At 34.5% G+C, this 15,570-nt stretch carries 15 protein-coding genes; 5 read left to right on the top strand and 10 right to left on the bottom strand.

Features of this window, described 5'->3' with window-relative positions:
* From EGS47_RS00280 to EGS47_RS00295, 4 genes are read right to left on the bottom strand one after another with little or no spacing between them, the layout of a single operon-like run.
* Complete coding sequence (locus EGS47_RS00280) at positions 1 to 780, bottom strand: M48 family metallopeptidase (RefSeq protein WP_068523911.1); 780 nt, start codon at positions 778 to 780, stop codon at positions 1 to 3.
* A complete protein-coding gene (locus EGS47_RS00285; protein ID WP_106438923.1) occupies positions 773 to 1,261 on the bottom strand; it encodes a hypothetical protein in 489 nt (162 codons plus the stop codon). Before EGS47_RS00285 ends, EGS47_RS00280 begins: the two co-directional genes overlap by 8 nt.
* A 9-nt stretch (positions 1,262 to 1,270) precedes the next feature.
* The gene (locus tag EGS47_RS00290; RefSeq protein ID WP_125269071.1) at positions 1,271 to 1,780 is read right to left on the bottom strand and encodes a hypothetical protein; all 510 of its coding nucleotides are present in this window, start codon (positions 1,778 to 1,780) and stop codon (positions 1,271 to 1,273) included.
* A 5-nt stretch (positions 1,781 to 1,785) separates the two neighbouring features.
* Positions 1,786 to 2,208 carry a hypothetical protein gene (locus tag EGS47_RS00295; RefSeq protein ID WP_005005760.1) on the bottom strand — a complete coding sequence of 141 codons (423 nt, stop codon included), beginning with the start codon at positions 2,206 to 2,208 and terminating at the stop codon, positions 1,786 to 1,788.
* Positions 2,209 to 2,372: 164 nt separating this feature from the next.
* Between EGS47_RS00295 and EGS47_RS00300 the strand changes: the two genes are divergently transcribed.
* Positions 2,373 to 3,026, top strand: coding sequence for a hypothetical protein (locus EGS47_RS00300; RefSeq protein WP_005005764.1), 654 nt, complete (start codon positions 2,373 to 2,375; stop codon positions 3,024 to 3,026).
* A 65-nt stretch (positions 3,027 to 3,091) separates the two neighbouring features.
* On the opposite strand, the gene EGS47_RS00305 is transcribed toward EGS47_RS00300, so the two are convergent.
* The 6 genes from EGS47_RS00305 to EGS47_RS00335 form a co-directional block, all read right to left on the bottom strand.
* Positions 3,092 to 3,604, bottom strand: a complete 513-nt coding sequence (locus tag EGS47_RS00305) for a hypothetical protein (protein ID WP_005005767.1) — start codon at positions 3,602 to 3,604, stop codon at positions 3,092 to 3,094.
* A 7-nt stretch (positions 3,605 to 3,611) separates the two neighbouring features.
* A complete protein-coding gene (locus EGS47_RS00310) occupies positions 3,612 to 4,742 on the bottom strand; it encodes a hypothetical protein (RefSeq protein WP_125269072.1) in 1,131 nt (376 codons plus the stop codon).
* A 685-nt stretch (positions 4,743 to 5,427) separates the two neighbouring features.
* Positions 5,428 to 6,273 carry a hypothetical protein gene (locus tag EGS47_RS00320; RefSeq protein ID WP_227555112.1) on the bottom strand — a complete coding sequence of 282 codons (846 nt, stop codon included), beginning with the start codon at positions 6,271 to 6,273 and terminating at the stop codon, positions 5,428 to 5,430.
* Between the two features lie 125 nt (positions 6,274 to 6,398).
* On the bottom strand, positions 6,399 to 7,001 hold the full coding sequence (locus EGS47_RS00325) for a hypothetical protein (RefSeq protein WP_005005776.1): 603 nt from the start codon (positions 6,999 to 7,001) through the stop codon (positions 6,399 to 6,401).
* Entirely contained in the window at positions 6,994 to 8,784 is a 1,791-nt protein-coding gene (locus EGS47_RS00330; RefSeq protein ID WP_005005779.1) for a hypothetical protein, read from the bottom strand. The genes EGS47_RS00325 and EGS47_RS00330 overlap by 8 nt, the downstream gene beginning before the upstream one ends.
* 167 nt (positions 8,785 to 8,951) lie before the next feature.
* Positions 8,952 to 9,428 (bottom strand): hypothetical protein, encoded by a 477-nt coding sequence (locus EGS47_RS00335; RefSeq protein ID WP_044432065.1) that lies wholly within the window; start codon positions 9,426 to 9,428, stop codon positions 8,952 to 8,954.
* Between the two features lie 1,522 nt (positions 9,429 to 10,950).
* On the opposite strand from EGS47_RS00335, the gene EGS47_RS00340 reads away from it, so the two are divergent.
* The 4 genes from EGS47_RS00340 (at position 10,951) to EGS47_RS00355 (ending at position 15,561) form a co-directional block, all read left to right on the top strand.
* Positions 10,951 to 12,585: a hypothetical protein gene (locus EGS47_RS00340; protein WP_125269074.1), complete on the top strand. Its 1,635-nt coding sequence runs from the start codon at positions 10,951 to 10,953 to the stop codon at positions 12,583 to 12,585.
* A gap of 31 nt (positions 12,586 to 12,616) precedes the next feature.
* Entirely contained in the window at positions 12,617 to 14,653 is a 2,037-nt protein-coding gene (locus EGS47_RS00345; RefSeq protein ID WP_228711774.1) for an N-6 DNA methylase, read from the top strand.
* Between the two features lie 153 nt (positions 14,654 to 14,806).
* Positions 14,807 to 15,199 carry a helix-turn-helix domain-containing protein gene (locus EGS47_RS00350; protein ID WP_171455400.1) on the top strand — a complete coding sequence of 131 codons (393 nt, stop codon included), beginning with the start codon at positions 14,807 to 14,809 and terminating at the stop codon, positions 15,197 to 15,199.
* Complete coding sequence (locus EGS47_RS00355; protein WP_077165880.1) at positions 15,091 to 15,561, top strand: IS5/IS1182 family transposase; 471 nt, start codon at positions 15,091 to 15,093, stop codon at positions 15,559 to 15,561. Before EGS47_RS00350 ends, EGS47_RS00355 begins: the two co-directional genes overlap by 109 nt.
* Positions 15,562 to 15,570: the final 9 nt, after the last annotated feature.

Below are 15,570 nucleotides of genomic sequence, written 5' to 3' on the forward strand. Positions count from 1 at the left end.
TTATTTCCTGTAATTTTGGTTGATGTAGTCTTGGATCGCTACAATTCTTTTTTCTGAAGTAGGATGCGTTGATAAGAAATCAATTTTAGTGCCCTGTTTTTCTTGGGCTACTACTTTATTCCAAAAGCTGACTGCGCCCTGTGGGTTGTAACCAGCACGAACCATAATATCAACACCTAGAAGATCCGCTTCACTTTCAAGTTTGCGCGAACCAGGTAAGTTAACCCCATAATCGCCTAGTAAACTTGTGCCAGATACAACCATGTCACCAAGACCAGCCGAACTAGCTGCAAGCACACCTAAACCAGTTAAAAGCTTTTTACTTACCTTTTCACGCCCATGATCACGTAAAGCATGTGCAATTTCGTGGCCGATCAGTGCAGCCAATTCATCATCAGTTGCATTAATTTTTGTGATAGAACCAGTCAACACACCGATCTTGCCTCCAGATAGACAAAACGCGTTGATTTCATTATCTCGGATTGTATTAACTTCCCAATTCCAATTTGCTGCGTCAGCTCGATAATGTGGAACTTGTGCGATAAGACGTTTTGCTACTCTATTTACTTGAGCGTTATTCACAATCAATCCACGCTGTTTAGCAGTCGTGATGATGTTGTTGTAAGACTGAGTACTTTGCTGAAGATATTCTTTTTCAGAATACAACATGATTTGTTTGCGTTTAGAACCCATTCCATCAATAGTACTAGATACGCAACCAGTTAAAAGAGATCCGGCAACAGCCAAAACACACAAAGATTTCATCTTAAAATCAAACATTTTGTTTTCCTTTATTTTTAAAAACATTTAACAAGTTAAAACTGCGCTTATTAAGCTTGTTTTTATCTTCCAAATCAGTAATACATTTAAACTCTTTTAAGATGTTTTTGTAATGCTCTTTTTGTTCATTTTCTGACTTATTAAAACCTTTCAAAGCTAACTGTTCAATAGTTTTAGGGCTGAATAATTTCAGAAGAACTATATTTAATATTAAAGTACCAGCCAGTAAGCCCAACGCATAAAGCTGAACAACTGAAGTACTGTATTTAGGTTCCATCGGACCAAGTGAACCAAAGCATATAAAGCTAAATACAGATAAAGTAACTGCAGCTATAAAACTAGATACCGTAACTTTAATCTTGAACTTATATCGTGCAATTAAAGCGACAATTAAAAAACCAAAAAGTATGGTACCAATTGCCGTAGCCATTATGACTAAAAAGAGTCCAGGGTTTGTGTTTGATGGATCTAACATTTCCATAGAATATCCTTAAATAAAACCCTTGCTTTCTAATAGGGTGAAACGATCTTTAAACAGTACAAAGAATGTTTTTTTAACGCTTTCGTACTGGTGTTTGATAATGTCTAAAGCACTATCATATGCACCTAGTTTCACGTAATTAACAAAATTGGCATGATCAAAACCTTTAAGTTTGTGACGTTTAATAAAGTCCTTAAAGTCTTGCTCTTTTTCTTTAAATTGATTCTCAAATTCAAAGAAAAGTTTGCCTAATTTCATGCTGTATAGTTTTAAATTGACAATAAGTTCGACTAAAGGTGTTTCATTTCCTCTAATCGTAACCAGCATGTCTTTATCTTTTGTGATTTCGAGCGATGGTAAAAAATTAGATAAATTAACCAGTAGATCACTTAATAAAACTTGTTTATTAAAGTATGTGACCAAAACAGGTGCGCTATCTGGCACATATGCTTTGATACGTTCAAATTTACTTAAAGCTTCTGGAGAAGCATGACCACTAAGGGCTAATTTCACTAACATATATTTCACTCGACATCTAATTCATTTTTTAAAACCAATTTGTATTTTGGATGAACCCCAAGTCTAAGTTGAAGTAATGTCCACGCTTGCTTTGTTATTAACTTTTCGCCACTTTCAAACTTTGACCACTGTATATTGTTGTACAATCCTGTGTGACTAGACATTTTGGTTTTACTTAAACCACTCCAGACTCTTAGTTGTTTTCCTAAGACTGGTATTGGAACCAGCATTAAACCATTGTCCTCTTGTTCCTTTAAAATCTTTAAAGCTGCCTTTTTACCTACTAATTGACCGCCATCTTCACAAATATAAGTAATACGAGCTGTATATTGTTCAGAGTTTAAGCACTCTTCTAACAATGCTAGAACTTCATCCTGAGGATTCGTTAAACCCCCTCCAACCGTATCGCCTGTATCAGTTTTAATCACGAGTTATACCTTTTAAGATAGATATTCTTATAGTATATACGAAAAACATTTAAAAGATTTTTTTAAAAAAACAAAATGTTCATTTTTTGTATTTTAGCTAAAACCACTTATAATATGATTATTGGTATTAACCAAAGTTTAAAACATATTGAAAGGTGTTTAAAATGACTAACTCTAAAACTAACGCTAAAACCAAAGAGAACCGCTTAAACCAAAATGGCAGTTTAAGCAAAACCGACCAACGCAAGCTTAAACCTATTTCTTTTTGCTTATTAGATACAGAACAAGTGACAATGCTGGAGAAAATTGAAAAGTTTCAATATGGCAATTTCTTTAAAAACATTATTGCTTCTATGACTGATGAAGAAGTTGAACAGATCGCGAATAGCAACAAGAAAAGCGATCCAATCATTCCTCAAAAATTACTAGATCTAAACATCACAAAAGGTTTCTTATCTTGTCGTTCAATTGCAAAGGTGCTTTTTAAACACAATAAAGTTGAATCTATGCTGCATGAGCTACGTAACTTTATCTCTGACGAATTCATTTTAAAGTTAGCTGAAGACCGCAACTTAACACTATCTATAAGCGACTCAGAAGTCGATTCTAATACCTCTTCAGGTATGTTTGATGATCGCTATGCGATGGCTGATACTGGCTATAAGAGCCGTACAACACCTGTTTTCAATCAGCAAAATATTGAATCTATAAAATCCATTGTTCGTGAACATGAGAAGCTTCCAAAACATGTCGAATTAGACAATGATTTCATTGAACAGTTTATGAATGACAATCCTGAAGTATTCGCAAAATTATAAAAACACAAACAAAAAAAACCATCTAATTTTTAGATGGTTTTTTTATGTCTTAATTATTTCTAGAATCAGCTATAAAGCTTCGCTGGCTCGTCTGCAACTGGTATCACTGGCTGTACTTCTTGCATAAGAATTTTAGTCACTTCATCCAGTGGTGCAATGTTGGAAGGTAAAAACTCTATTGCTTCAGGAAATTGTGATTTAAGGTAAGCATCTATGGCTTTGTGAATAGCTCGGTACCATTCTCGCGATTCGCTCTCTAAATTAAACATGCTTGAAATTGAAGCTTCTAGATCCGCAATATATTTACTTGGTAGTAAAGCTTTACGCTCCATATAAGCTTGATGTGCCATAGCAAGCCAGATAAAGCGATTTAATTCCTTACTACTTCCCTCTACGCTATTATCTTTAAAGTTCAACGTTCTAAATTTGCAAATGTGAAAATGTTGCTCACTAAAATATTTAAAGAAATCTTCATACTCAATTACAGAAATGGATTTTTGTAGCACCAATGGTATATCTAATGCGAGATCCACTTCGACTTTACGTGTACCAATGCCATTTTTAATAACAAATTTCATATTCACCTCAAAATAAATTAAATTGTTTAAAGGTGTCTCTATCATTAAAAGTAACCAGGTGATGCGATTCAATTAACGATTTAAGGTCCTTAGCCTGAGCAACTGGCTGTATTTCAATGCTGGCGATTTGTGCAGCTTCATGAATTAACCCTATGATTTGAGCACGGCTTTCTAAATATGCAGATAGATCGCGAGTTTCTTTGAATGAAGAAATGACAAAGTTAATATTCTTTTCTAAATTCTCACTCAAACTGCTTAGTGTTTGGTTAATTGGTGCATACTTTTCTATATGCTCTAAGACTGTTGCATGATCTAGAAAAAAACTAACTTCCAGCAATAATGAATTGTAAAAATCAATAAAGTTCGTTTCTTTTTCAAAGATGAAAATTTCTTGGCTATCTTCGTCATTAGGTATCTCAATTGAACCTTTTGAGATCTCAAAACTTTCATCCCCCAACAATGTATGCAGAATTCGGCCTAAGTGTTCTGCATGTGGTTTGCTGTTAGTAAAGTTGATTTTCAAGTTTTCATTTGAATCAGCAATACGGACTAAAATATAGTTTGTTGTGTGAAATAATTCATCTGCATTGTCAGTAAAATTTAACATTGAAATCTGATTATCTGTTCCAGCATCAGAATCAAGTTGCTTATCCAAAAATTCATGGTTATCAATAAAAAGCTTAGCTACACCGTTTGTAATAATGCTTTCGTATTCACCAAAGTTTTGTGCAAGGTATTCGCTCATTAAATTTGGCAAAACTTCTAATAAACTTTTTTTAAGATCCGATAATTCAATAGCAGAATTGAATAACGAATCTGGCACAAGGTTTTCTACCTCTTCATCAAGCGCTTCATCGTTTGGTGACAACCCTTTTTGCTGTGCAATTGCATTACGGAAGGAAGCCATAATTGAGATTGTCAAAATTGAAAGTGTTACCGTTTTAACCCATTCACTTTTCACATCGTTAGGCACGTAAAAAGCGCAATTACTAACCCACTGGTGGTTATGATTAAGAATCCGCCTTAAAGGGGTTTTAGTGGCTGGAAAAATTTCAAAGACAGTATTTAAGATTGGGTTTTTACCCAATTTGATGCTTTTATTATTACCGTAAAAATAGATGCTGCGAATATCAGACATAATATACTTTCTTAAACTTAACTTTGGTTACATATTATCACTGATTTAGTTTTAAAAAATATTTTTTAAAACTATTAATTTTATTTTTTTGTGTTTTAATTCTGCCCTTGCTCACTGCTTTTAAAACCCAAAAAAAAAGGTAACTTTTGCTTAGGCTACGGTGGGAACTTGGTATTACAGTGTTATTTGGTAGCTAAAAAAATAAACATTGATAAACTATTGATAGTAAAAGAGATAAGGAATAGATAGATTTCTTTGCGTGTAGGGATATACTTTTCATCAAACATTTTGTTTATCGCATACAGAAGTGAAGAAAAACATAAAATGAATATGATGATTTGCAATATATATGATGGAGTATTGAGGGTTTCTGGTAGATATTTAATCTTGTATATCGTTGTATTTAAAAACATTTCAAACACAAAGAATACAACTACAAAGATGTAGCAAATATTGAAAATGGCAACTAAGTTGTATGCCGATTTGAGTACCAGGCCTGTCATCGATTGTTCACTTGAATCAATCTCACCCGTTTTTGGAATTTTAAAAAGCACAACGCATTCCAGTTTTAAGAGTGTATCTATTATACTTTTAGAATACCTTTTATCAACTATAAAACTTTGTTATTAAAATAAAAAAATGGCCTTTTAAGACCATTTTAAAACACCCTACCCTCCTTTTAAGACTAGCCGTTGTGCTTATCTTTAGAATCACGGTAAGTAGAGATATGGTAGAAGAAAAAGCACGATAAAAGTGAGAAAAGCACCACCCCGAACGTGTTCCAAAATCTGCTATTTGATAGTTCAGAAATACGTTTATTGATTTCTGAGATAACACATGGATTCGCTTTTGCAACTTCAACATTTACATTGCAGACTTCAGCATATTGGAATAGGAATGTTTTATGGCCAATGTCATACATTTCTTGGATCTGGTTAATATTGGTCGTATTCAGAAGAACCATAACAAGAGAGATCAGTGCTACAAATATAGAGATAACAAGAAAGCACTTCACAATGATTTCACGAGCCACATCATCAACACCACTTAAATATCTTTCGAGCAATATATTTAGCTTAGTTCGACCATCAAGGATAATGTTATAGTCATGTTTTACTTCATTATTTCCTGTATGGTTTTGATTTGTTGGTTCAACAGGAATGTCAGATAATTCGGCTGGTAAAGTGACTGCAATTACATTTTTTTGTTCTTCAGGTGCTAAACTTTTATTGCTGCTGTTTGATACAAAATCTTTTAATAAGGGTACTGGCTCACTTTTAAGGTGTTCTGTTTTTACAACCTCGTGAGCCGACTCATTTGCATCGAATAAGATCTTGTCTGTTCTTTCTGGATGCTTGAGATGTATATATTGATAAATAAAATAATTGATCTTTTGCTGTAAGACCGGGCTTTTATCAACTTCACTTTCCACATCTGCACCAAAAGTCTCTGTTATAGATGATTTTAATTCTTGTACTTCGGATTGATTCAGCAATTGATATAGTTCATATATTGTTTTAGAACTGATCATGATAAAACCCACATTAATATTCATTAAACTGTTAGTAGTATATAGAATGTGGTTTTAAAATAAATAGGTATGTTTTAAGAATAAAAAAAACCGCCTTTTAAGGACGGTTTTAAAAGGGGGTTTAATTAGTATAAACAGTTGCCGTTTGCACCAATAGAGCGTCCATTCTGGCTTAAATACCGTTGTACGGTGTTAGCAACATCTCTTGGGAGTTGATTATTCACTTTTTGTATAACATCGACTTTGTATTTATTCTGACAACTCACAATACCAGCCAACATGTTATTGATCAGTGATGTATTGTCTTTACCATCCAATTTACGTGTTTCTTCGTTTATCACTATGAATTGAACAATATTTAGATAGTTATTCGTGAGGTTGTCACCACTTTTTGATGACTTGTTTAGATTCTCAATGGTCGAATTCAAGTTATTCATTCGTGCTTCAAGGCCAGAATCACCAGTGACATTTGCATTATTGTTTTGGTAACGCGTAGCTGTGGTGTTCCGATTAGAATTATATTGTCTTTGCTGTATCGGCTGTTGCTGAACCTGAACTGGTGCTTGCTGTTGAATTTGACCAGGTGCTTGCTGTTGTTGAGCTGGCACTTGCTGAGTTGAATCTTCATTTGAAGTTGCTTTTTTATACCAATCACTAAAATCGGCATTTGCACTACTACTCAATATAGTAGCCGTAAAAATTGCACATAAATAAAGTTTATTATTCATTGTCTGAACTCTCTTTACCGTTGTAGTTCGCTGGACTAATAGCTTTTAAACTGAACTCATTTGCAAGTTTCCACAACCGCATAAATGTCTTTTGCTTTTCTTGTACCCAATAGTCCTTATCTTTTTTTAGAAGATTCTTTAATACATCTGAGTTCAAGTGGAAATTATCATCAAAAAAATGTTCAAACAGGAGTTCTGTTAAATAGTTTTGAGTTAACGTTTTTTTATTTTCATTACCCGTACCAAAGAATATTTGGCAAAGCTTTGTGCTTTCACACACGAGATCTATGTATTTTTTCTCGTCTGCATTTCGCTGGTGGCGCAAATGAGGATGTGTAATAAAAATAGAATTACGTATGAAAGCATAATCAATAATTACAGTAGCTTCCGTTTTCTTTGAAATGTACTCAGCGTTTGTAAGAATTTCACAAGTGGTAACATCAACTTTGTCGCGAATATTAATGAATTCGCTTGAGAAAGTAGATGCACTTTTGTTTTCGATCTCAACTTTCTTATCACGATTTCTCAGATAAAGTAAATTATCTGCTTGCTTCATATCGTTTAGGAATCTTTCAAAGAAGTGATTACTTTTATATAGATCTTCTAGAGCTCGCGTAACATAAGACGCAACCAAATTAAGATTTTTAGCTAAATATGATGGTCCATTCTTAGTTGTATAAGCAGCTAAACGATCCTTAACAAGTTCTATTACTTTTTCAGGTTCACCATTATTCAATCGAATTGCTGAAGTGAAGAGCGCATTACTGATTTTAAGCTCATTGCCCTGTTCATCCTGAACCTTTGCACACATTTCATTTAATGTATTAAGCGCTTTACGATAGTTGGACTTCAACTGAATCTGAAAACGATAATTGCAAAAATTGTCACGATCTGGTGTACGCTTATTGCATGGTTCATACTTAACAGAAATAAATAATTCAATAGATGGATTATTATTCAGTCTTTCTAATGAAACAAGAAGTCGTTTACGGTAAAAATCACTTGCTTTGTATTTAAATTCTACTGAAAACTCGGTTAATGCTTTGAAGTCAATGTAAGGAATAACCACTTCGCCACGAAACTCATTGATCTTCATCAAGTTATACATATAAAGATCAAAACGGTCCTTAAATCCAAGAACCGTTAAAGTGTCGAGAACTGTGTAGCGCCCCTTTTTATCAAAATCTAATTCAGATAGATTGGCAATCAACGTTTCTTCAAGCTGATAGCAAATAAACGCATTGTTATCTAATTCAAAATAGCCCGTACTGGCAAACATTCTTTTATGAGTTACGCTGTCTACGTCATTTCTTGAAAATGGTTCGCTGTCCATTTGGCGTAAAGAGCTCATTGGTAGCATCACTTTACCAACACTATTTAGCGTATTCCATGCCAAAGATTTGATACGGCCATTGCTAAGGTAATTAGCTTTATTTTTGAATAAAAGAATTTGACGGATGTATTCAAAATTCAGAACAAAGTTGTTCGCTAGTTGTAATGCTTCAATTTGGGATAATTCAGGTTTTTCAGCGATAACGCGCTGCAGCTGATGTGCATACTTATTTTTGGCATTCACCAACATTAAGTAAAAAATGAATTGATCAACAACTGGAATATCTAGATAACATTCGACTATGAAATTACTGATTTTGTTGCCGTAACCCAAGAGATCCATGGTTTTTGTTTCGGCATTAATAATTGAATCTTTGATTGACTGCGATAGTCCAAAAATTTCATCTTCTGAAATTCCTTTACTTATGCAGACTTGTGAAGAATCTTGCATAACTGCTCCACTTTAGACAACGTACAACGTACATTGCCTGAGATTGAATTAAAAAATAAAAATAAAAATATATTTGCAACCCAACTAACGTTGTAGTCTTTTCGCTTTAAAGCTGTGTATATACTAACTAAATTTTAGACAATAAAAAAGCCTCGTCAGAGGCTTAATTACGCAATTAACATTATTTGTTGTCCGATCTGCGGTAACTCTAGTTTAGAAGTAGTGAACCTGTATGGTAGCTTCTCATATATGCTTTTAAAACTAAGAGAATTTCTAAAAAAATCAAAACTTTTAGTGAGTTTAAAAGTAATATCGCCACTTGATAAGATTTGAATTTCGTCAATCATAGGTGCTGCAGCTTGCTTCACATCTGTATCAATCATAAATGATAAATCACAAGCTTCTCGCATGATCTGGTTGATAGTTTTCTTATTAAAATCTAGACCTGTAACGTGGTTAACTTTTTCAGCTGATACAACGTATCTACCGTCTTCTGCAGAATAAAATGCATTTAAATTATCAACTAGAATAAGCAATTCTGCAGATAAAACACCTTTTAGCAAAATATCAGACGAGCCAGAGCTAAACACATTGAAGTTAATGAGTATTTTTTGATGTCTAAGACTAAATGATTGAAATTGCATATCTCGAATTCCCATAGGCATTCTAAGTAGACACTATAGCATCAATTCGTTAATTAGACTACGATTAAAAGCATTTTTAACAGTAATTTCTTAATAAATAAGACTATGAAAAACAGTGCCTTATATGAGAAATATTCACAATTACAATGTAAGTTAACCAATGTAATACTTGATCAAAAAAAATATGTGCTCAAGATAGGCACCCAGCGAAACTTTTTTATATGTAGATGTAAACTTTCTTCCGTCCTAATAACGTAAGTTATTGATTTATAGTGGTGCCAAAATACGAGCGAAAGTTTTTTATAACTGGATGTAAACTTTCTTCCGTCCTAATGACGTAAGTTATTGATTTATAGCGGTGCCAAAATACGAGCGAAAGTTTTTTATAAACTGGATTGTAAACTTTCTTCCGTCCTAGTGATGTAAGTTATTAATTTATAGTGCTGGCAAATTTCGAGCGAAAATTTTTTATACGTGGATGTAAACTTTCTTCCGCCCTAATGACGTAAGTTATTGATTTATAGTGGTGCCAAAATACGAGCGAAAGTTTTTTATAAATGGGTTGTAAACTTTCTTCCGTCCTAATAGCGTAAGTTATTGATTTTACTTTTTTGTCCAGATCCAATAGCTCGACTATCATAGATAGTACGCTTAGTATGTTTTAAGGTTAGGTTATAACTTTTTGGCTGTACCTAACTTCCAGCGCAAATTTTTTATAAGTGGATGTAAACTTTCTTCCGTCCTAATGACGTAACTCATTGATTTTCTGTTATAGTAAGAACTCAGCGAAACTTTGTTACATCCAGTTGTAAACTTTCTTCCGTCCTAATGACGTAAGTTATTGATTTGTCGTAAAACGAGCTAAATAGCAATCGTTGGGTCGTATATAAGGGCTATTCCTCATAATATCTGAAAGTCTTTATTATCAAGGCTCTCAGGAAATTGGAAAAGTTATCCTCAGGATTTTGAATTTAATTTGCGTTCAAATGAATTTAATTTGCGCTGGAAGTATTTTTGGTTCTATTTAATTTTATTATAAACAGTGACTTACAAGACTTGCTGGTTTGCAAATTTCCAATATTGCAAAAAGCTAAAAAATGAACAATATTTTTCTCATATTTTTAAATTCATTTTAATATACAAGAACTTAATTTGTGGATAGAATTTAATTGCAAAGTGGATAAAAACGTCAAAAACCAGCTAAAAACGCCTTTTTTTCTAAAAAATCAAATTCAATTTGCGCTCAAATGAATTTGATTTTCGCTCGTACCATTTGTGCTTTTCCGTCCTAACCCTGTAATATCATGAAAAATAAGCATAAAAAATGTCCCTAATTAACTTCCCTTAATTAGAAAGATAATAAACATAAATTTCTTTTTAAAAATTTACTCTTAAACTTTTTAATATATTTTTTAATTTTTTATTTGCCTCCTTAGTATATACCAATGAGGTTTTGTAGTATTTTATAAATAGCTTGAGTCAATGACCAGCAATCAAAAATATAAAGCGTGGAATTTAAGAAATGAGTAAAAGTGATAATACGATTAAACGTATCGTCATGACTGTAGATCAATTTTACAAACATGATGAACAAGACGAGCAGTATGCATACGGCTTTGATATGTCTACCAATGAACCAGTTCGCATACGAATGAGTTCATCTGAAGAATTCACGAAGATCATTAATAAACTCAACAAGCATCATACTGAGAATGTTTCAGTAGATGAAGTCCACGCAAAATTTGATTCTGGACGTAACCAACGTACTTCATTAGACACACATAATCGCGGTGCTAACCGTGGTCGAATTATCTGTTTTGACAAATGTGTTGACTCACCCAACGAATCTCTTGACGGTTATAAAACCTATGTTGCTCAGTGGTGCAACGTAATGAGTAACAACCCGAATTCGCAATTAATCAAAGCAGTCACTTCTATCAATGTGCATCAACAAAAAAACGGCGATTTCTTTGTTAAAGCTCAAATCATTGAAGATGCAGCACATATGCAAGTGCCCAATGTAAAAATTAATTCTCCAGCACTTCATAACGCTATTATTAAAAATAATTTACAGCTTCTTGTTAAATCTTTATCGAATAGTACTGACAACCAACCTGAGCGCATTCCATTTTCAAAAATTGTTGTGCGCTATGAGTCTGGTTCTGTATTAACTACAATCCCATTGATTCCAACCTATGACAGTGCTGATCGTGAAAGTGTTAAGCAATTCGCTAAGCCAGATCCGTTGATGCAACGTGGCGGTATTGATAAAACTAAAAAGTCTTATCGGGTTGCTAAAGATCCGATTGAAAGTATCAAAGATATTTTGAACGGCAATGACTTTCACACCGCAACATTTGATCCAAATTTTGTACCATCCAACCAGTATGAAAAAGACCAGTTCGATAAACAGGCTCAGAACGTTTATGTTATGGACCAGGCCCGTATTGCCCTGTTTGCATTACTTGGCGATCGACAAATTAAAGTGTTCTACAATGAAGATGTAGACAAAGAAAAAAATCAAAATTTAAAACGTCTTTACGCTGGCTTGGTGAGTCAAAAATTACTGCCTGAGGTTTATCATGGCCAACAACTACAACTAGGTGCGCTTTACAAAGACACGTTCTTAAAGAAATTTTTCAACAATAAAACGCCTCACGCTGGTTTTCGCAAGGTAGATCCAGAAATCGATTTACGTACTGGTGAGGGTGTTCGTGGTGTTGGTGCACCTCCCCTAGTGAATCAATTTACCGATGACTACGGCAATCCAAAACCGCACGACTTAAATCCTCAATTTTTAAGTCAAGTTGATCGTCAGACCATGAATAAATTGACGCATGCAAAACAGCAATTTGCTGAAGCGTTTATTGTTATTCAACCACACCAACGGAACTCGAATAATTGTTTTGTCTCGTTTATCGAGCCTGTTGAACTTACTCAAACCCGTATGAATGCGTTGAACTTTTCAGAAATTACGGTAGAGCATGTACAGCAACATAAAGCTTCAATCGATAGTCCGTTATCTAAGAACTTCAACCACGATCTTTTACCTGATCCGCAAGAGTTAATGATGATAGTCAGACAGCCAGAAATGGATGTTAAGAAAAGCCAAGAAAAGGCTGCGACTTCTGATGTCTATAACGACATGACTTTTTAATCAAATAAAATAATTCTTCTTCAGGTTCGCTATGACTACTCATGATTTAAACGAAAAAATTAAATGGATCGACTTATCACAAGCTGGTGTATATCTCGATGTACGGCGTGTTGGCCAGACGGATAGCCAATTACTTTTATTGGACGTTCAAAAAAAACTATCTAAAGAAAATTTGAATAATATTGGTTTTACACCGATGAAGTTTGAGGCTTATCCTCACTTTGACGGTCACTTGTATCAATACAATTTGAATGAAACGATCAAACCAAGACTGTTTCATGAAGTTTTGGGTATTCCAAAAGAATTTATCCGTAGTGTGCTTGCGACTCGCCAAGAATTGCATGATTTATTCAATGCCCAAGCAAAAACATTGGTGCCACAACGATTGAACGTTGCGTTGAATAGTGCAACTCCACTCGGTTATAACTCTGATGGCAACAAAATCTATGCTTCAGCTCATAACCGTTTTTACGTGAATGCCCAAGGTACGCAAATACCTGAAGGTCCTAATGATCAGCCGTCTAGTCTGTACTTACGTGCGACCAAGCAAAAAGATTTAAAAGAATGCTTAAGAGGCTATATCTATCAATTAGAACATGAAACAAAGAGCCATAATCACCAGGACTTTTTAAAGTTTTTAGCTCTAATCACGCAAGCCAAAAATGCTGACGTTGATGTATCCAAGGTAACAGATAAACAGATCCATACTGCAGAAGAAGCGCTTGAAACAGTGATGGTCGAAAAGTTAGGTGAGCTTGATTTTACTGAGAGCTCATTTAAAACGAGTTTAGCGTTATACAATCGCATGCCGACTAAGACCATGCGAAACAATACGATTCGTATGTTACAGCAATATTCGACTCCAATCCCGATGTCACTTGTGGCTCAGCGCTTATTGATTGAGGGTGATAACCGAACAAAACAAAACTTTTCCGTGCTCGAGCCAACTGTGGGTAATGGATCTTTAATCGGTTTATTAACCCAAGAGCGTAATGCTTCTGTCTATGCGGTTGAGTTAGATCCCAAACGTGCTGAACGTACAAAAGCACTGACTCAAAATTATGAATGCACGGTTGTTACTGCAGATGCTACACAAATTGATTTTGAGCAAACGTTTAAGCAAAAAGTTGACTATGTGATTGCCAACCCTCCTTTTGGTGCTATGGATAAATTAGAACGTGTTGCACCTATTTTGGTTCAACAGCGTAACGGCGTAGATCCAAACCCATTATTGGTAGATCCATCAGAAAACGTCTGGTTCAGTACGGATAAATTGGACCATGCTATTCTGGTTAAATCACTAAACGCACGAAACGATCAAGGGAGTTCAGTTTTCATTATTGGCTCAGATAAACAGATTTCAGATGGTACGGTTGAGCGTAAATCAAAGAATTTACTCAATTATCTCTATAAGCATTATGAAGTTGAGGCGGTTGTAGAAATCCACGGCAATGCATATGCACGAAACGGCGCTAATCAAAATGTTCGTATGTTGGTGGTAGGCAATCGTAAAAACGAACAAGCGTTACTACAAACTTACCAATCTTCTGTGGTACCAGATAAGTTGAAAGTCATAACGGACTATGACGAACTTTGGGGATGGGCTAATAACGTAATCTATAAACGTTTGAATCCGAATAAGGATCTATACTTCAAGCCAACTACTCCGACTCCAGTTGAGCAACAAGCACAACAAGCACCAGTGGTTGAACCTGTTGTTGAGGTTAAGCCTGTTGAAAAAGATAATGACGATTTGTTTGCCAGTCTAGGTGATGAACAGCCTGTTTCGCCACTTGAAGATATTGCATCAAGTGTAACGCCTACGTCTGCAGTCACTATGTTTGATGAAGTCGTGGTCGCTAAAGAAGAAGAGATTAAGCAAGAGGAAGCTGTCAAACCAAAACCGATGTTTGGTCGTAAACCTAAATCAAAACCGAATAAAGTTTCTTTTGACTTCGGAACCGTTGAAGTTAGTACGCAAACAACCAGTTCAGATGATGATGTACCTACACCAACTGAAGCTACACCAACGTTTGAAAATGAAAATGACAATAGACTTCCTTCATAAATCAAAAAACGTACAATTTATTTGATCTTAAATTAATCAGCAAAATTATTTAATTCAAGGGATAATCCTTGGATGAAATTCAAAGATATTCAAAAATTATCAGACGTTAAGTTTCGTAGGCTTACCGGTGTTAGTTGGGCTACATTTAACCTCATGCTGGCCGAGATAAATAAGCAGTTACCCCGTCATATTGGTAAAGGACGACCGCATAAATTACCGTTGGAAGATCGTTTGCTCTTATGTATAGAATATTGGAGAGAATATCGAACATTTTTCCATCTTGGTATGAGTTACGGTGTATCTGAAACGAGTGCAATTCGTATCACACGTGTTATTGAAGATACCTTAATCCGTTCTGGAAAATTTAACTTGCCAAAACAACTTCCTAATCGAGATGAAGTGGATTGGGAAGTTGTTGTGATTGATGCAACTGAAATATTAGTTCAACGTCCAAAAAAAAACAGAAGAAATGGTATAGCGGTAAAAAAAAGCGACATACCTTTAAATTTCAGCTATCTATGCACTATACAACAGGTGAAATACTGAGTGTATGTGGAAGTCATGGAAGCATGCATGATTTTAAAATATTTAAAAAAAGCATGAGGAAATTAAAATTTAAGCCCTTTTTTATCGTTGATAAGGGGTATTTAGGGATAAAGAAATTGGGTTTTGGATGCCTCATGCCATCTAAAGCAAAGAAAACTGAAAAACTAGATTCTGAATTAAAAAAGTTAAATAAAGAGATTGGTCGTAGACGAATTCAAGTAGAGCATGTATTTGGAAGGATGAAATGTTTTAAGATTTTATCTTGTGTATATAGAAATCGTCGTAAACGATTAAACCTGCGGTTTAATTTACTTGCTGGCATATACAATTTAGATTGGGTGAAAGATAAACTATTAAATTGATTGAAAAAT

The organism is Acinetobacter sp. FDAARGOS_515, from assembly GCF_003938865.1.
Taxonomy (GTDB): domain Bacteria; phylum Pseudomonadota; class Gammaproteobacteria; order Pseudomonadales; family Moraxellaceae; genus Acinetobacter; species Acinetobacter ursingii.